At 33.0% G+C, this 18,070-nt stretch carries 15 protein-coding genes, 2 tRNA genes and 1 other RNA gene; 6 read left to right on the top strand and 12 right to left on the bottom strand.

Going from position 1 to position 18,070, the window contains the following annotated elements:
- Nucleotides 1–25: 25 nt before the first annotated feature.
- On the bottom strand, nt 26–1,135 hold the full coding sequence (locus HA151_RS07250) for a PIN/TRAM domain-containing protein (RefSeq protein ID WP_209106808.1): 1,110 nt from the start codon (nt 1,133–1,135) through the stop codon (nt 26–28).
- A gap of 96 nt (nt 1,136–1,231) precedes the next feature.
- Between HA151_RS07250 and hemW the strand changes: the two genes are divergently transcribed.
- The gene (gene hemW, locus HA151_RS07245; protein ID WP_209106807.1) at nt 1,232–2,455 is read left to right on the top strand and encodes a radical SAM family heme chaperone HemW; all 1,224 of its coding nucleotides are present in this window, start codon (nt 1,232–1,234) and stop codon (nt 2,453–2,455) included.
- On the opposite strand, the gene panB is transcribed toward hemW, so the two are convergent.
- Complete coding sequence (gene panB / locus HA151_RS07240; RefSeq protein WP_209106806.1) at nt 2,448–3,221, bottom strand: 3-methyl-2-oxobutanoate hydroxymethyltransferase; 774 nt, start codon at nt 3,219–3,221, stop codon at nt 2,448–2,450. The genes hemW and panB overlap by 8 nt on opposite strands.
- A gap of 47 nt (nt 3,222–3,268) precedes the next feature.
- Between panB and ffs the strand changes: the two genes are divergently transcribed.
- Nucleotides 3,269–3,365: signal recognition particle sRNA small type (gene ffs / locus HA151_RS07235), an RNA gene on the top strand.
- A 12-nt stretch (nt 3,366–3,377) separates the two neighbouring features.
- Here ffs and ftsZ read toward each other — a convergent pair.
- The 6 genes from ftsZ to HA151_RS07205 all read right to left on the bottom strand — a co-directional run bounded on the left by ftsZ (nt 3,378) and on the right by HA151_RS07205 (nt 8,426).
- The gene (gene ftsZ / locus HA151_RS07230) at nt 3,378–4,493 is read right to left on the bottom strand and encodes a cell division protein FtsZ (RefSeq protein ID WP_209106805.1); all 1,116 of its coding nucleotides are present in this window, start codon (nt 4,491–4,493) and stop codon (nt 3,378–3,380) included.
- A 178-nt stretch (nt 4,494–4,671) separates the two neighbouring features.
- Nucleotides 4,672–5,403, bottom strand: coding sequence for a cell division protein FtsQ/DivIB (locus tag HA151_RS07225; RefSeq protein WP_348535624.1), 732 nt, complete (start codon nt 5,401–5,403; stop codon nt 4,672–4,674).
- Nucleotides 5,393–5,803: a hypothetical protein gene (locus HA151_RS07220; RefSeq protein ID WP_209106804.1), complete on the bottom strand. Its 411-nt coding sequence runs from the start codon at nt 5,801–5,803 to the stop codon at nt 5,393–5,395. The genes HA151_RS07225 and HA151_RS07220 overlap by 11 nt, the downstream gene beginning before the upstream one ends.
- 10 nt (nt 5,804–5,813) lie before the next feature.
- On the bottom strand, nt 5,814–6,881 hold the full coding sequence (locus HA151_RS07215; protein WP_209106803.1) for a D-alanine--D-alanine ligase family protein: 1,068 nt from the start codon (nt 6,879–6,881) through the stop codon (nt 5,814–5,816).
- Nucleotides 6,882–6,887: 6 nt separating this feature from the next.
- A complete protein-coding gene (miaB, locus tag HA151_RS07210) occupies nt 6,888–8,282 on the bottom strand; it encodes a tRNA (N6-isopentenyl adenosine(37)-C2)-methylthiotransferase MiaB (RefSeq protein ID WP_209106802.1) in 1,395 nt (464 codons plus the stop codon).
- Between the two features lie 71 nt (nt 8,283–8,353).
- Nucleotides 8,354–8,426, bottom strand: a tRNA-His gene (locus tag HA151_RS07205).
- A gap of 129 nt (nt 8,427–8,555) precedes the next feature.
- Between HA151_RS07205 and HA151_RS07200 the strand changes: the two genes are divergently transcribed.
- A complete protein-coding gene (locus HA151_RS07200; protein ID WP_209106801.1) occupies nt 8,556–9,791 on the top strand; it encodes an amidohydrolase family protein in 1,236 nt (411 codons plus the stop codon).
- 38 nt (nt 9,792–9,829) lie between these two features.
- Nucleotides 9,830–11,185: an FAD-binding oxidoreductase gene (locus HA151_RS07195; RefSeq protein ID WP_209106800.1), complete on the top strand. Its 1,356-nt coding sequence runs from the start codon at nt 9,830–9,832 to the stop codon at nt 11,183–11,185.
- Here HA151_RS07195 and HA151_RS07190 read toward each other — a convergent pair.
- The 4 genes from HA151_RS07190 to murA all read right to left on the bottom strand — a co-directional run bounded on the left by HA151_RS07190 (nt 11,182) and on the right by murA (nt 15,582).
- Nucleotides 11,182–12,414 (bottom strand): bifunctional folylpolyglutamate synthase/dihydrofolate synthase, encoded by a 1,233-nt coding sequence (locus tag HA151_RS07190; RefSeq protein ID WP_209106799.1) that lies wholly within the window; start codon nt 12,412–12,414, stop codon nt 11,182–11,184. The two genes, HA151_RS07195 and HA151_RS07190, sit on opposite strands and share 4 nt — an antisense overlap.
- Nucleotides 12,415–12,425: 11 nt before the next feature.
- The gene (locus HA151_RS07185; RefSeq protein ID WP_209106798.1) at nt 12,426–13,601 is read right to left on the bottom strand and encodes an aspartate aminotransferase family protein; all 1,176 of its coding nucleotides are present in this window, start codon (nt 13,599–13,601) and stop codon (nt 12,426–12,428) included.
- A gap of 5 nt (nt 13,602–13,606) precedes the next feature.
- A tRNA-Leu gene (locus HA151_RS07180) sits at nt 13,607–13,688 on the bottom strand.
- Between the two features lie 523 nt (nt 13,689–14,211).
- Nucleotides 14,212–15,582: a UDP-N-acetylglucosamine 1-carboxyvinyltransferase gene (murA, locus tag HA151_RS07175; protein ID WP_209106797.1), complete on the bottom strand. Its 1,371-nt coding sequence runs from the start codon at nt 15,580–15,582 to the stop codon at nt 14,212–14,214.
- A 173-nt stretch (nt 15,583–15,755) separates the two neighbouring features.
- Between murA and HA151_RS07170 the strand changes: the two genes are divergently transcribed.
- Nucleotides 15,756–16,625, top strand: a complete 870-nt coding sequence (locus tag HA151_RS07170) for a TrmH family RNA methyltransferase (protein WP_348535630.1) — start codon at nt 15,756–15,758, stop codon at nt 16,623–16,625.
- The gene (lpdA, locus tag HA151_RS07165) at nt 16,622–18,067 is read left to right on the top strand and encodes a dihydrolipoyl dehydrogenase (protein ID WP_209106796.1); all 1,446 of its coding nucleotides are present in this window, start codon (nt 16,622–16,624) and stop codon (nt 18,065–18,067) included. The genes HA151_RS07170 and lpdA overlap by 4 nt, the downstream gene beginning before the upstream one ends.
- The last annotated feature ends 3 nt before the right edge of the window (nt 18,068–18,070 follow it).

Raw genomic sequence — 18,070 nt, 5'->3', positions numbered from 1 at the left:
AAGATTGAACTGATTCTAGCTAGATTTAGCCCTGTGTCGCTGGTGATTTAAAAGATTTGTTTGACTCAGGATTATTTATTAGTTTTCCAAAGACCATTCTTCCAGTGGGAGTTTGTAATGCTCCTGTTATGACAATATCTAATCTGCTTCCTACAAAATTCTTTGCCTCATCAATAACAACCATTGTTCCGTCATCCAGATATCCAATACCTTGCATTTTTTCTTTGCCTTCTCTGACAATTTTTATATTAAGTGATTCTCCTGGTTGTACTTCTGGCCTTAAAGCAATAACCAAATCACTCAAATTCATAACTTTTAATTCTTTAACTTCAGCAATCTGAGAAAGATTATAATCAGCTGTTATTAAAGTTCCTGTCATATCCTCAGTAATCTTCAAGAGTTTTTCATCTACCCCTTTACCTTCATACTTTGTTGGGTTTATTACAAGTCTTCTTCCATATGACTCTCTTAATTCTTTTAATAACTTAAGACCTCTTCTGCCTTTCGACCTTTTTTCATTACTGCTTGAGTCAGCTAAAGTTTGTAATTCGTCAATTACACTTTGAGCAACAATTAATTGCCCTTCCAATAATCCGCAACTTAATAGGCCATTTATTCTTCCATCAATAATTACACTGGTATCTAGAATTTTTGGACTTGCAGCAGGGAGGATACCTTCATTAACTAGATATGCATCAGTATTATTTGGATTAAATAATCTCAATAATGTCCTTCCATGGGTATCTGCCAACTTATAACCAAGCACACCAAAGAAAATGTTGCTTAATATAGCTGCTAAGGGTTTTGCGAAAAAAACCTCTCTAGGGAAGGGAATTAATAGTATTGGTGCAAGTAGGAGATTCGCAACAAGTAATCCTAATATTAATCCAACGGATCTACTTATTAGTAAGTCCGTAGGCATCGTTCTTATTTGATCAAGAAACGTCTTTCTAAGTTGAAGAAATACAAAACCAGCTGCTAATCCTACAAAAAAACCAATTATTGCTAAAACAATTCTAAAACCTTCAACATTAGATACCTGTTTGAGTATGTCTACTGGCAATAAATCAACACCAAGCCATCCTGAAGCAGCCCCAGACAATACAAATAAAATTAATACTATGATATCTGTCATATCTATAATCTACTAGGATTTATTAATTGAGTAAATAAGGATCTTATTTTTTTAGATCCTAAATACGTTTTTGAAGCTTAAAAATGAATCTATATTATGAATAAGTTTCCAAGAAGTGCTTATGTGCACATTCCTTTTTGCCACAGAAGGTGTTTTTATTGTGATTTTGCAGTTATTCCATTAGGAAACAAAGTTGAAACTTTAAAAGGTTATGGAAGCAAAACTGTTCAAGAATATTTGCAATTTTTATATAAGGAAATATTGTCAATTAAGCATAAATCACCTCTATCGACTATTTATGTAGGAGGTGGCACACCATCAGTTTTAGATCCAACCCAAATCAAAGAAATAATTGATCTTTTTAGGGAAAATTATGGAATTGACTATGGTGCTGAAATCACTATGGAGGTTGATCCAGCAAGTTTTACTCAAGATGATCTTTTTGGATTCATAAATGCTGGGATTAATAGATTTAGTCTAGGAGTACAAAGTTTTAATAATCAGATACTTCAACAGTCGGGAAGGCGTCATTCTAAAGAAGATGCAGAAAAATCTTGTTTATGGTTGAAGAGAGAATTTGATTCTGGGTTAATAAAAAGCTGGAGTTTAGATTTAATTCAGAACTTGCCACTTAGTGGATTTAAAGAATGGCAAGATGACTTAAAAAAAGCAATAACATTTTCACCACCTCATCTATCTATTTACGATTTAAATATTGAAAATGGCACTGTTTTTAAAAAATTAGTTAGTTTAGGACAATTAAAACTCCCAAGTGATGAAGAAGCTTTTAGAAACAGTGAATCAACTAATTTAATTTTAAAAAACTCAGGTTATTCAAGATATGAAATCTCAAACTATTGCCTTCCGGGACATCAATCGAGACATAACAGAGTTTATTGGAGTGGTTTAGGCTGGTGGAGTTTTGGTCAAGGTTCAACTAGTTCGCCTTGGGGGGAAAAGTTAACTAGGCCAAGAGTTAGCAAAGAGTATAAGGAATGGGTAATAAGACAATATGAACTTAATTTAAATTCATCCCTAACTAATAAGGAGTTTGTCTATAAAGAACTTGATGAAAAAATAATGTTGGGTCTGAGACTTAAAGAGGGTATAGATATCTATAAATTTTTTAAAGAACAAAAATGGGAAATCAAAAAATTAGAAAGTAACTTAAAGAAATTACTTAAAGAATGGGAAGTATTTATTGAAAGTGGATTATTAGTTAGAAAGGGCAATAGATTCTATTTAAGTGATCCAAAAGGAATGGAGCTAAGCAATCAAATTCTTATTTCCATGTTTAAGTGGTGGGATGAGATTAATTAAGTCTTTGAGCTGCCACCCATTCTTTTAATTTATCATTGAATAATTTTTTCCCGTTAACAATAGGTTTGCAGAATGGTGGTTGATCATCATTAAGTCCTAACAAATCTGCAGTAACTCTTACTTGCCCATCGCAAAAATTTCCTGCACCTATGCCTATCGTGGGAATTGTTAAGTTATTTTGTATTTCTTTAGCAAGCAACTCAGGAATATGTTCAAGAACTATTGAAAAACATCCTATTTCTTGGAGAATAGAAGCCTCTTTCTTTATTTTTTCTTTGCTTTCTAAACTTTCTCCTTGTTTCTTTAATCCTTGATTTAAAAAGCTTTGTGGTGTAAGACCTATATGACCCATAACAGGGATCCCCATTCTTATTAGCCTTGAAATGACTTTTTGTATTTCTGGTTCAGCTCCCTCAACTTTTATAGCTTTTGCATAAGTACTTTGAATGATTTTCCCTGCATACTCCACAGCTTTATCCTCTCCACATTGGTAAGTCAGAAAAGGCATATCGGAAACGACCAAAGGTTGATCTTCAATTTTCTTTTTAAACCCTCTAGTTACAGCATTAGTGTGATAAATAATGTTTTCAATAGTTAAGGGCAATGTGGATTTGTGCCCTAAACAAACCATTGCTAAGGAATCTCCCACTAAAACTAAATCAACATTAGCTTGTTCTGCAATAGATCCTGATATTGAGTCCCATGCCGTTAAAGCAATAATCTTTTGAGATTTTTCTTTATATTTGACGAGTTCTGAAGGTAACATAAGAGATTTATGTATCTTTTTTAATCAAGAATTGCTATTATAGTCACGACTCGGCCTTTCGCGGTTTTAACGCCTAAACCTGGTCAGGACCGGAAGGTAGCAGCCACAAGGGATGCTTGAGGCAGGCGAGATAACCGAGTCACTTTACTTTACCGATTAATCAATATCTTTTTTATTTTGCCTTAATTTCAAAAACTCAGGTATATTTGCGCCGCTATCCTTGGTTTCAGAAAAATTATATAAAGGAGTATTAGATAATCTATTTTTTAATCTTTGCTGTTTAAGTGGTTGATTTGTTTCGAAACCAGTGGCAATTACAGTTACCTGTATCTCACCTTCCATTGATTCGTCAACAGCTTGACCAACGATTATATTTGCATCCTGATCTACAACATCACTAATTACTTCTCCCACCGAATTTACATCGTCAAGAGTCAAATCTCTTCCCCCAGTAATATTAACTAAACAACCTTTCGCTCCATCAATTCTTCCCGCTTCTAATAATGGACTATTGATAGCAGCTTGAGCAGCCTCTATGGCTCTAGATCGACCAGATCCAATACCCATACCAAGAAGCGCTGTTCCTGCTTCAGTCATTACTGATCTTACATCTGCAAAATCAAGATTAACCTCACCTGGGCGGGTAATTACTTCGCTTATGCCTTTTACTCCCATCCTTAAAACATCATCAGCATTTCTGAACGCTTCTTGAATAGAGGCACCTGCAGAAACTTCCTTTAAACGATCATTTGGTATAACAATTAATGTGTCAACATTTTCTGCTAATCTTGCAATTCCTTCTTCTGCTTGACGCATTCTTCTTTTCCCTTCGAAAGAAAATGGTTTAGTAACTATGCCAATTGTTAATGCACCGCTTTGCTTTGCTACTTCAGCTACAACTGGAGCTGCTCCAGTACCAGTACCACCACCCATTCCAGCGGCTATAAAAACCAAGTCAGACCCTTCTAATGACTGTTGAAGCTCATCTCTTGATTCTTCAGCAGCTTTTTGACCAATGCTTGGATTTCCTCCAGCCCCAAGACCTCTTGTTAAGTTTTGACCTAACTGGACTCTTGTATTAGCAGAGGACTGAAGCAAAGCTTGTGCATCTGTATTAAGGACTCTGAATGAAACTCCTTCAAGATCACTATTAATCATCCTGTTTACAGCATTGCTTCCTCCGCCTCCTACGCCTATTACTTCAATTTTGGCATTTTGACTTGGAAGAATTTCTTTTGATTGATCAAAGTTAGGATTGTTTCCGAAGCTCATCTTTGAATAAATTCTAATACTGGTAATGGGTGCATTATGAACTCACTAAAGCTCATATGTAGGATTTTCTTGAATAAAATCCTTAAATATTAACTAATTAAAAATTCGAGTTAATAATAAAAACCCTTATCAATACTTTAATAATTAAAAAAACTTTTATAAAACTTGTTTCGAATTATTAGGGTTTGAACACTTTTATTTTTGGTTTGTTTGGATCAGTAAGGTCAATATTATCTATTTTTTTAGAGAAATTATTTTCCTCTAGTTCGATTTTTAGATTATTGATTATTTGTAATTGATAATCGATTAATTTTCGATTAAATCCAAGGAATATTGTTTTTAAATCTTTTTCCTCAATAGTTAAAAATCCATTTGAAGAAAAGGTAATTTTAACTACTTCAAATTCATAATTATCTTGAGCAATTAAGATTTTAGATAATACATCTCTAAATTTTTCCTTCCATCCAAAAACTTGTATGCTTAATTTAGGCAAATTTTTTTTTTCTACGTTCTCTTTCTTAATAAAAATCCCATCTTTATCGATAAAACCTAATATCTTTTTACCATCTAATATTTTTTCACCGTAAGCTATTGGCGTTCTTGTATCTAAATAAATCTTTAAACCAAAAGGAAATATTTGTCTATTAACTGAAACCTTTTTGAGTGATAAATTTTGTTTTAATTCCATCTCTAAAATCTTTGTTTTAATAGAAATTAACCGACTTGGAAATTTTAAAGAAGAATTATTTATCAAATCATTCTTAGAGAATAATTTACTTCCAGAAATTTTAATATCCTGGACGTTAACCTTTTTTAAAGTGTTTAGGCTTATTAAGCTTGTCGAAATTAGAAACGCGAATAGAAATATGAAACTTCTATTACTAATTTTTCCAGTTTTTTCACAAATCACATCGAGCTTTTTCCATCAATTGGTCCATCCATTCTCTCGCCTTTTCTGCATCTGAAAATGGTACATCCATCTCTTTCCCATTACCTACTAGTCTAAGCCTGCACTTTCCTTGAGATTCATTTGTTAAAGGAGCTTCTCCTGAGGTTAAGGCCATCAATTCTACAAGCTCTAGTTTCTTGATGGTAAAACTATCTTTTTCTTCAAATGTGCCAGCTTCAAATGCGCTCCATCTTAATTCTCCATCTTTTAAAGACGCTGCACATGAACTATCTAACTTACAAAGTTCAGAACCATTTGCCCAGCTCCTAAAAAGATTTTGCCTTCTCCTTTCTAACCAACCTAAAGCAGTTAATAAAATGAAGATTAAAAGTAATGGCAACCAAAGAAGTCCATGCAACATTTTATTTGAATTATAAATCTAGAGATATATCTACTAGTTTAGCCACAAGTTGTTCAATATTTAAACCTGAAGCTCTCCAAAGCATTGGAAACATGCTTTTTTTTGTAAAACCTGGAATTGTATTGATTTCGTTTAATAAAATTTTATTTGAAGATTTCTCTAAAAAGAAATCTACCCTTGCAAAACCAAAAATATTTAATGCTTTACAACTTTGAATAGCGATTTCTTTAATTTGTTTGGTGATTTTAGAATCTAATTCGGCGGGAATTGTTATCTTATTATTTGAGTTGTATTTACAATCGTAATCGTACCAGTCTTTTTCGTACTTTACTTCTCCTATCTCAGAGACTAAGAGTTTTGAATTCCCCATTATTCCGCATTCAATTTCTCTAACGTCTAAACCTTCCTCTACTAAAATTCTTGGATCAGTTTTCCATGCCTTTTCCAAGGCTTGTGATATTTCTGATTCATTTAGGACTTTTGAGATGCCAAGAGATGATCCAGAGTTAGATGGCTTAACAAAAATAGGAAAATTAAATTTTTTTAAAATCTCATCAATTATTTTATTTTTTACTTCTTTATCATCGAGATCTTCATTTTGAAAAACTAGATAATTAACTTGTGGAATTTTTAGATGTGAGAAAATTGTTTTCATCATAATTTTATCCATTCCTAAAGCGGAGCCTAATATTCCACATCCGACTAAAGGTTTCTTGGTGTATTTCAGTAAGCCGTGAATTGAACCGTCTTCCCCATTAAATCCATGGAGAATAGGAAACCAAACGTCAACATTTTGAAATTCAATTCCCTCAAGAAAGTTAATTTTTTCTTGATTAAAAACTTCTTGTTTTTTTGTTTTATTATTTTCAATTTCACCAATTAGGATTTTTTCTGAACTATTACTATCAAGCCAATCTCCATATTTGTTGATGTAAAAGGGTTTTACAGCAAAGCGTTGTTTGTTTATTTCTGAATTTAAAGCTTGAAAAACCGTTTTTGCAGAGGATATTGATACTTCATGTTCATTGGATTTCCCACCAAATATTAACCCAATACATTTTTTCTGTTCCCCAATCATTTAAGGCTATAAGCAAAGTTTGCCTGTTAAAGAAAAAGGTCTTGCTTGATTAATTCTGACATTAATCTCATCTCCCAATGAAAAATTAAAGTTAATATTTTTGGGAATCTCTACGAAAGTTAATCTATTTGTTCTAGTTCTACCCATAATTTGTGAGGAACTTTTTGGATTTAAACCCTCAATTAAAACGCTTTCAATATTGTTGACATATCTTTGATTTCTACTCCTAGCAGTTTTCTCGACCAAATCATTAATTTCCTGCAATCTAGCTTTTTTCACCTCTTCCGAAAGTTGATTCGACCAAACTGCTGCAGGTGTGTTTGGTCTTGGAGAGTATGCTGCTGTATTCACCTGATCGAAGCCAATTTCTGCTATCAGCTTTAATGTATCTTGATATTGTTGTTCAGTTTCTCCTGGGAAAGCCACTATTGCGTCAGCTGTGATTGATGCATATGGCATTAAGGATCTAATATTTTCGATAATATTTTTATACTTTTTGATAGTGTATCCTCTGGACATTTGCTTTAAAATTTCATCATTTCCACTTTGGAAGGGGATATGGAAATGTTCACAGACTTTATCAAGTTCATAACAAGCTTTAATCAACCTTTTTGAAAAATATCTTGGATGACTAGTAGCGAATCTTATTCTGCGAATTCCTTTAACATCATGAATATAATACAAAAGATCAGTTAGAGTATTTTCTTTTCTCCCCTCTTTTGTAGTTCCTGGAAGATCTCTACCATAAGCATCAATGTTCTGACCCAAAAGAGTGATTTCTTTAAAATTATCATCAGCCAATTTTTGGATCTCACTTTTTATCGCATTTGGATATCTCGATTGCTCTTTCCCTCTGACTGAGGGGACTACACAATATGAACATCTTTCATTACATCCATAAATAATATTAACCCAGCCACAAATAGAGCTTTCTCTCCTAGCACTTGTTATATCTTCAGAAATGAAGGTTTCTTCTGTAGCAGCAACTTGATTTCCTAAATCAACTTTCCCCAGAAGATTCTCAAGATTATTTACGTGTTGAGGCCCCATTACTAGGTCAAGTTCTGGGACCCTTCTTAGTAAGGACTCTCCCTCTTGCTGAGCAAGGCAACCTGCAACAATAAGTTTTAAGGTAGGCGTCTTATGCTTTCTTTTTGCTTGTCTTCCTAGAAAGCTATAAACTTTTTGCTCTGCATTATCTCTAATAGTGCATGTATTGTACAAAACCAAATCGGCATTTAATTCATTATCTGCTCTGGTGTATCCCATTTTCTCTAATGTCCCAGCCATTCTCTCAGAATCAGCCTTATTCATTTGGCATCCAAATGTGGTTATCCAATAACTGCTAGTAGTTGAATTCTTTTGAAATTTTTTTTCGTCTGGTTTTGTTTTTGTTAGCACTTTGCTAGGAATTTTTTATGATTCTTTAATTCAAAATTACAAGTTTAATAATTTTGCTGCAATTTTTTGAGGGCGAGCGAGGGGATTCGAACCCCCGAATAGCGGCGCCACAAGCCGCTGCCTTAACCACTTGGCGACGCCCGCCGCACATTACTAAATCTAACAACTCGAGGGTAATTTTTCATAGTTATTTTATCTTTTATCGAAATTTGAATTATTTTCTAATTCAGTAAAGTTTTCTAATGTTTTAAAATAAAAGAAAATTAAAAAAATTTGAGTAATTCTGGCACAGCTGAGGTTCTTATTCCCAGAAGCCTTTGTTTAATAGAAGACTTTGATAACCTCATTATTGATGTAGAGGATTTATGTTCAGTTTCCATAAGTTGGGAAGATGGATTTGTTTCTGAGCTAATGCCTTCAAAAAATAAAGTTACAAAACCAAAAAATATTTTATTTCCAAGATTTGTTGAAACGCATTCACATTTTGATAAATCATTTACATGGGCAGACTTTCCTAATCTGGAATCAAATTATGGAGGAGCATTATCAGTAAATCTTGAAGAACATAAAACAAGAACTACAGATAAGGTTCTAGAAAGAGTTGAGAAATCATTAAAACTTGCCATACAAAATGGATACCGAGCTATTAGAAGTCATATTGATATATACAAAAGTCAATCTATTGATATTTGGAATGAACTTTTTAAATTACAAAAAAAATTTTCATCTGAGTTGACTTTACAATTCGTTGCTTTAGCTCCATTGGAATTTTGGGATACTTCTAATGGAGAAGAGTTGGCAAAAATATTTTCCTCTAATGGAGGCATTTTAGGAGGCGTTATCGTACCCCCTTTCAACAAAAAAAATACAAGCAAATTTCTTGCGAAGATGCTTTTTCTCGCGAGTAAATATAAATTAGAAATTGATTTGCATATTGATGAGTCAATTATTGAGCCAGGAGCAGGAATAAAAGTTTTATTAGAAACAATCGAAAATTTAAAAATTAATAGTATTCCTATTACTTGTAGTCATTTGAGTAGTCTTATTTCTCTAAGCCATAGAGAGATTTTAAATTTAGGAGAAAAAATGGCTGAGAATAATATTAAGGTTATTGCTTTACCCCTGACAAATTTTTGGCTGCTTAATCGAAGTAATAACACTACATCATTAAAAAGACCAGTTGCGCCATTAAAGCAACTACAAAAATCACATGTGGATGTATCTCTGGGTAGTGATAATGTTCAAGACCCTTGGTACCCATTTGGTAATTTTGATCCTTTTTATATGTTGTCTTGCTCGATACCTATGCTTCAACTAAATCCCTGGGAGAGAATGACTCTATCTTCTATTTTTTTAGCTCCAAGCAGATTATTAAATTTAAAATGGGATGGTTTAATTAAAAAAGGTTGCCCTGCTGACTTTGTAATTTTAGATGCGCAAAGATGGGCAGATGTTTTTTCAACTACTTTAAAGAGAAAAGTATATATAAAAGGCGATTTATATTGCTAATCGACTAATTTATATATTAAACACAAGAAATCTTATTAATGACATCAAATAGTCTTAAATTTTTAGACAAATTTAGGGAAGTCAAAAACTTAGAAATTATTGAAAGCCAATCCGAGGTAAAAAGACTTTCAAAAGATTTTTATAACTACTCTCCAATCCTTACTGAAAGATTAGACGAATGTATCGCTGATTTGGTGGTAAGACCTAGTGATTATAACGCGGTGAAGAAAGTAGCAAAAATTTGTTGGGAATTTTCTATCCCTCTTACTTTACGGGGCTCAGGAACAGGCAATTATGGACAAGCTGTTCCATTGTTTAAAGGAGTTGTAATGCAGATGAGTCACTTTAATAAGTTAGAAGAATTTGATCCAGATACAGGTTTTGTGAAAGCACAGTCTGGATGTATTATGGGAGATTTGAATAAACAATTAGAAAAATATGGAAGGGAATTAAGGTTGCTTCCTAGTACTTGGAAAACCGCTACAATTGGAGGCTTTATTGCAGGCGGATCAGGAGGTATTGGGTCAATTAGGTGGGGATTTTTAAGAGATCCAGGCAATCTTATTGGTTTAGAGGCAGTGACTATGAATGAAAAACCTGATTTATTAAAATTTGATGCTGAAGAATCCGAACCTCTTAATCATGCTTATGGGACTAATGGAATAATTACTTCTTTATTACTTGCTACTGATATCAAACGTAAGTGGTATTCAATAGTTATCGACTGCCTTGAATTTGAAAAAACAATAGAAATATTAAAAACTCTTACAAGCGCTGCAATTGATCTGAAACTGGGAGCAATTCTTGAAGATGAAATTGTAGATCAAATGCCAAAATGGTTTAAAAGTAATCTTAGAAGTCACAAGATATTAATTCAATCTACTCTTGGAGGAACAAAAACGATCGAGTCGATTTGTAAAAAATTCAAAGTTGAATTTACCCTACTTGGGGAAGAAGAAAAACTCGTTAATGGAATTTCTGAAGTCGTATGGAATCATACAACTCTTCATATGAGATCTAGGGATAAAAATTGGACTTATTTGCAGATGCTTTTGCCACTTAATAATGAACTAGAATTGATAAATTTTTTGAGAAAAAAATGGGGTAAAAAAGTTCTTTGGCATCTAGAGGCAGTTTCTCAACAAGGGTCACCACGATTAGCCGCTTTGCCTGTATTAAGGTGGAATGGGATAGATGAATTAAATGAAATCATGGAAGATTGTAAGAAACTTGGGGCGTTTATTTTTAATCCCCATGTTTTAACTGTCGAAGGCGGAGGCCTAGGAGTGGTTGACGCAGATCAAGTAAAAGCCAAATTAAAATTTGATCCTAAAGGGCTATTAAATCCAGGAAAATTGGAAGGCTGGGAGGTAAAGGAACAATTTAATATTTAACATTTCTGTTTATTTGTAAATTTAATAAATTCAGCAACTAGAAAAATAGAACCTGTTAGAACAGGATGATTAGGTGGCCATTTTTCAAGAGAAAATAAATACTCAATGGCAAGTTCAAATGTTTTAAATTCAATTGTTTTTTGGTGGTCAATTTCTTTTATATGAGAGAGATCGTTTAATTGCCAACTAGGTTGGTTTGGAACTGGCACAAGTAACAAGTGATCATTTTTCTTTAGAAGTGTTTTTAATATTGCTTTAATATCTTTTTGTCTTTGGACACCTAAAATCCAATAAATTCCTTTATCTTCATTATCCCAATTGCTTCGCTCATTAGAGAGTGCTTTTGCAGCAGGATAATTATGCGCACAATCTACAAGAATATCTTTGTTGAAATAATTTATTATTTCTAGCCTTCCGTTCCAAGAGGTCTTTTTAAGACCTTCATATATGTGTTTTTCTTTAATATTGAATCCCAAATTATTCAGCGCTTCAATTGCTCCAATAGCTACTGAAGCATTTTGCTTTTGGAAAATTCCTTTTAATCCAAGCTGATAGCTTTTTGAAATTGTATCTTTCCAAATAATTTCTGCTCCAACCTCTTTAACTTTTTTGGTTATTAAATTTTTAACTTGACTATTTTGGTCGCATGAGATGACAATTGAGTTTTTTTCAATAACTGCTAATTTTTCTTGGGCAATTTTTTCAATCGTATCTCCAAGAAATTCTTTATGGTCTAAGCCAATATTCCCAATAGCAATTATCGGTCTAGATTTATGGGCAGTTGTTGCATCTAATCTTCCTCCTAAGCCAGCTTCAAGAATGAGCAATTCAACTTTTTTATTTTCAAAAAAATTTAGTGCGCAGCAAATTATTTTTTCAAAAGGAGTTAATTCAAATGTTGAAAACTTTTTTTCTATTAACATATAGATTTTTTCAAAATCAGTTTTGTTAATATTTTTTTTATTAACTCTAATCCTCTCGCATATGTCCAAAAGATGAGGAGATGTCGTTACACCAAAATTAAATTTAGCTTCAAAAAGTATACTTTCTAAATATGCCGCGATTGATCCTTTTCCATTGGTCCCAATAATTTGTATCGCAGGGACATTTTCGCAAGGATTACCAAGTTCTTGAAGTACTTTTTTGATTCTTGATAAACCTAACTTGATATTATCCCTTTCATATTTAGGTGATAATAATTCAAAAATTTTTAAATTTGCATTTTTCAAAATTTAAATAGCTATAACTCTTCAAAAATTGAATTTAGCTTATCCAAAAGTATATTAATTTCTCTTCGAGATATAACTAATGGTGGGACAATCCTTACAACGTTTCCTCCTGCAGGAACTACGAGTAATCCTTTATCAAAAGCTTTTAGTGTAATATTTTTTGCATCAGCATAATCTTCATTGATCACAAGACCTTGTATTAAACCTAAACCTCTTTTCCCGCAAATAATATTTGGAAATTTTTTTGACAACTCTTCAAACCCAGTACTTAATTGTTCTCCTCTTAAATAAACATTATTGACAAGATTTCTTCTATTTATTTCTTCTAAAACAGTTAAGGCAGCTTTACAAGCGAATGGGTTCCCTCCAAAAGTGCTTGCATGATCTCCTGGAGAAAAAATGTTGGCTTTTTCTTTTACTAATAATGCTCCAATTGCATGACCTCCTCCTAATCCTTTAGCAAGAGTGAATCCATCAGGTTCAATTTCTAAATTCTCATAACCCCACATTTTTCCAGTTCGACCTACCCCACTTTGGACCTCATCTAAAATGAGAAGAGAATTATATTTATCACATATATCTCTTAAGCTTTTAAAAAATATTTTACTTCCAGGAATTACGCCACCTTCTCCTTGTATTGGTTCAATTAAAACACCTGAAATTTTTTGATTATTATTTTCACACTCTTCAAATAATTTTTTTACTGAATCAAAATTGTTAAATTTAAAAAATTTGAACCCTTGAATCAATGGTTCGAAGCCTTTTTGATATTTGGGCTGTCCAGTAGCACTCAATGCTGCCAGCGTCCTTCCGTGAAAGCTGGATTCTGCTGCGAGAATAAATGATTCTTTACCCTTATTTATTGTATTACCATATTTTTTAATTAATTTAATTGCTGATTCATTTGCCTCCGCACCACTGTTGCAGAAGAAGACACTTTTGGCACAGCTCATATTCGTTAAAGTTCTGCTTAATTGTTCTTGTTCTTCAATGTTGTAGAGATTAGAAATGTGCTGGATCTTTCTTAGTTGAGTTGATAGCCTTCTTCTTAAAACCCTATCGCTATGTCCAAGACTACAAGTTGCTATACCAGCGACTGCATCAAGATACTTTTTACCTTTTTCGTCCCATAGCCAACAACCTTTTCCTTTTTTGAAAGATATGTCAAATCTACTATAAGTATTCATCAAAGTGGGAGCGGTCGGACTTGAACCGACATACCCGAAGGTGCCGCATTTTGAGTGCGGTGCGTCTACCAATTCCACCACGCTCCCAAGGCTTTTGCAAAAATGAACTTTTTTATTATAACAAAAATCAACTTATTGACTATTGTTTTGGTCAAGTAACAGTGATCAAGATACGTTTGTTAATAGCTAATCTTTTCCTTAAAAACATATAATTATATTTATTGAATTTGCTGATAATAAATAAAATTTAAATGCATATCTTAACATATATGATACAATTATGTAGCAAATATCAAATTAAAGACCTAGTTTGGAGAACAAAGCTTCATATTCAGTAATATTATGTTAGAGTAAAAGAAAAAATTATGACTAAAGTCAAAGTAAAAAAATTATCTTTTAAATTTATACCTTACCTATTTGTCGCCATTACTATTTTGACAGCATTTGGATCAAATAACGGAACCTGGGCATGAATCAATTTAATTTTGAAGGTTTGAATAAAATATGGTCTAACCGTTTTTTAGTATTATTATTATTATTTTTAGGTTGTATTTCACTCATTAATATTGCTTACATTTAGATATTTAATAATTTACATACTTTTTTCAACTTAGGCAGCTTTACATCGAGGAATATCTGCAGGGTCCGAACTAGTCTTAAATTCCTTATTAGTAACAGTTTTTTTGTTAAGATTTCTTGTTATTTTTATCCCCAATATTTTTAGTTTTGTTTCAAAATTTTCATAACCTCTATCTAAATGCTCTAAACCATAAATCCTGCTACTACCTTTTGCTGTTATCCCAGCAATTATTAATGCAGCTGATGACCTTAAATCCGAGGCAATCAAATCCATTCCCTTTATTGTTTTTACACCTTTGATAAAAGCTACGTTTTTGTCTAACTTTATATTTGCTCCCATTTTATTAAGTAAATGAACATGATTCATTCTGTTTTCAAAAATTGTTTCAGTTATTTTTGATTCACCATTAGCTATTGTCATTAGAGCTGTAAATGGTGCCTGTAAATCAGTTGGAAAACCTGGAAAAGGAGCAGTATTTATATTTACTGCCTTAAGCTCTCTAGGATTTATTGTGATTGAATTACCTTTAATGGTAATTTTACTCCCGCTCTTTCGAAGCTTATTAGTGACAGCTTCAAGATGATTAGGAATCACAGGAGATATTGTTATTGAGGAGGATGTTGCCGCAGCAGCTATTAAAAAAGTTCCAGCTTCTATTCGATCTGGGATTACTTTATGAATACAACCACCAAGTTTATTAACACCATCAATTATTATTTTTTCTTTACCAGAGTCATAGATTTTTGCACCCATTTTATTAAGCATTTGGCATAAATCTTGTACCTCAGGTTCTCTTGCAGCATTTTCAATGGTCGTTCTTCCTTCTGCTAATGATGCTGCCATTATTAAAGTTTCAGTTGCACCTACGCTTGGACATTTTAGTTTGATATGAGTACCAATTAATCTACTTTTCTTGCTCTTTATGTTTGCTTTGACAATTCCTTTTTCAATAAGAATTTCCGCTCCTAATGCTTTAAGCCCGTCAATATGCTCATCAATTGGCCTTGAACCAATATTGCACCCACCAGGCATAGGAACTTTAGCCTCTCCAAATTTGCTTAATAGTGGACCGATACAAAAGAAACTAGCCCTTAATCCATTAACAAGCTCATTTGGAAGTTCTTTAATGGAGATGTTTTTTGAATCTATCTCCAAAGTATTGTTTTTTTCTTTTAAATTAACGCCTAAATTCTTGAGAATATTACCCATCTTTTCAATATCAGTAAGATGAGGAACATTCTGAAGAACTATTTTTTCATTAGTTAGTAATGATGCAGCCAGTAAAACTAAGGCCGAATTCTTCGCACCACTTATTTCAACGAACCCATTTAATTTGCCTTGGCCAACAATCTTTAAATTTTGTGATTTAAGATATGACTTCTTTTTGCTTACGCAAATCATTAAGAATTAATTTATTAGATTCATGATGACAAACGAAAATTAGTAAGTCCACCCTATGTAACGTCTTGAATATTAATTAAAAGTGAAAATGTATTTTTTGATTTTTTGGGAAATAAAAATTTAATAAATAATTGATCAAAATATTTATGTAACTAAAATATAGTTGATAATAAATTTTCAAATTACTCATAGAAAATACTTTTTTAAAAATAACTAGTAAAAACAATAATCTAGTTAAAAGATTTAGATCATTTAAGAGCGGTTCTTATAGCAAAGACAAAGATCTTTTTTGTATAGAGGGGACTCATCTTGTTGAGGAATTGTTGAAGTCTGGAAATTCCCCCAGCAAAATTTTAGTTACTGAAAAATGGTTAAAAAAGAACCAAAAACTTAGTTCAAAGTTTGATCAATCATTAATAAATTTGGTATCAGAAGAGGTTTTAGCTTCTGCGATTACAACAGTTAATCCAGATGGCATCGCAGCATTAGTAGAAATTTCATCGATACCTAATTATCAATTCAATTGTCAAGATGATTTTGTTCTAGTACTCGATAGGATTCAAGATCCTGGGAATATGGGTAATCTTTTTAGAACTGCTTTAGCTGCTGGAGTTAATGCAATTTTTTTGGCTGGAGGTGCACACCCATTAAGCCAAAAGGTGTTAAGAGCATCCACTGGTGCAGTCTTTCACCTCCCATTTCAAAGATATGAGGGTACTGAAGAAGAAATAATAAATTCTTTATTAAAATCTTTATCTGAATTATCGAATTTAGGATTTAAGATTTTTTCTACTAGTAGTTATAGTAAAAGTTCAAAAAAAACTTCAAAACCCTACTGGGAAATTGATTGGACTAAATCTACGGTCTTAATCTTGGGTAATGAGGGGCAAGGTATTCATAAAAAAATTCAAGAAGCTTTTAATGAAACAATTACAATTCCGCATAGTGAGCTTGTAGAATCATTGAACGTGGCTTGCGTTGCAGTTCCGTTATTACTAGAACGAAAAAGAGCCGCATACACCTCTAATATGTATATAAAGTGACTGATTCAAGTTTTGATTTTGATTTAATCGTTATAGGAGCAGGATATGGAGGTTTTGATGCCGCCAAACATGCTGCTGGTAAAGGACTGAAAGTTGCAATAGTAGAATCTTCTGATATGGGCGGCACTTGTGTTAACAAGGGTTGTGTGCCTTCAAAAGCTCTTTTGGCTGCGAGCGGAAAAGTCAGAGAAATAGCTGATTATGAACATTTAGCTAAATTTGGTATTCATGCTTCCCCAGTAAGATTTGAGAGGTCAAAAATTGCAGATCATGCAAATAATTTAGTTTTAAATGTTAGAGAAAATTTAACAAAAACTCTCAAAAGGAGTGGAGTTGAAATTATTTTGGGCATTGGCAGAATTGAAGGAAAGCAAAAAGTTGGTGTAAGGGATAAAAACGGTATTGATAAAATTTTCACATGTAAGAATATTGTTATAGCAACTGGTTCTTCTCCTTTTGTTCCCCGTGGAATAACTTTGGATAATAGGACCGTATTTACTAGTGATGACGCGGTCAAACTTGAATGGCTTCCAAGATGGATAGCTATTATTGGAAGCGGATATATAGGATTAGAATTTGCTGATGTTTACACGGCGCTAGGTTGTGAAGTTACCATGATCGAAGCTTTGGAAAGTATTATGCCAACATTTGATCCAGACATTACAAAAATTGCCAAGAAGAATCTTATTCAATCCAGAGATATAGATACAAAATCAAATGTCTTTGCGACAAAAATAACACCTGGCTGTCCTGTAAAAATAGAACTGACAGATGCAAAATCTAAAGAAGTTGTAGAAACTTTAGAAGTTGACGCTGTTCTAGTCGCAACTGGCAGAAGTCCCAATAGTGATAAATTAAATCTTGAGTCGCTTGGGATTGAAACAGTAAAAGGCTTCATTCCTATCGATGATCAAATGAGAGTTAAAAATGGTGATGAAATAATACCTAATATTTGGGCTGTTGGAGATGTGACAGGTAAACTAATGCTTGCTCACACAGCCGCGGCCCAAGGGACTATTGCTGTTGATAATATTTGCGGTGGTAACGTCGAAATTAACTATAAAAGTATCCCCGCGGCAACCTTTACTCACCCTGAGATAAGTTCAGTTGGACTCTCTGAGGCTGAAGCTAAAGAGATATCGGCAAAAGAAAATTTCCCTTTGGGAGTTGTCAAAAGTTTCTTTAAGGCTAATTCAAAAGCATTGGCGGAATTGGAGAGTGATGGATTGCTCAAGTTGATTTTCAATAAGGATAATGGGAAAGTATTAGGTGCTCATATTTTTGGTTTACATGCAGCTGATTTAATTCAAGAAATTTCAAACGCTATTTCAAGGAACCAAGATGTAATTGAATTATCCAAAGAAGTTCATACTCATCCCACTCTTAGTGAAGTAGTTGAGGTAGCTTATAAACAAGCGGCTTCTCAAATAAATAATATTTAAAAT

This window comes from Prochlorococcus marinus XMU1419, assembly GCF_017695955.1.
GTDB classification, from domain to species: Bacteria; Cyanobacteriota; Cyanobacteriia; order PCC-6307; family Cyanobiaceae; genus Prochlorococcus_A; species Prochlorococcus_A marinus_AD.
This window is presented reverse-complemented; position numbering and strand designations above follow the sequence as displayed.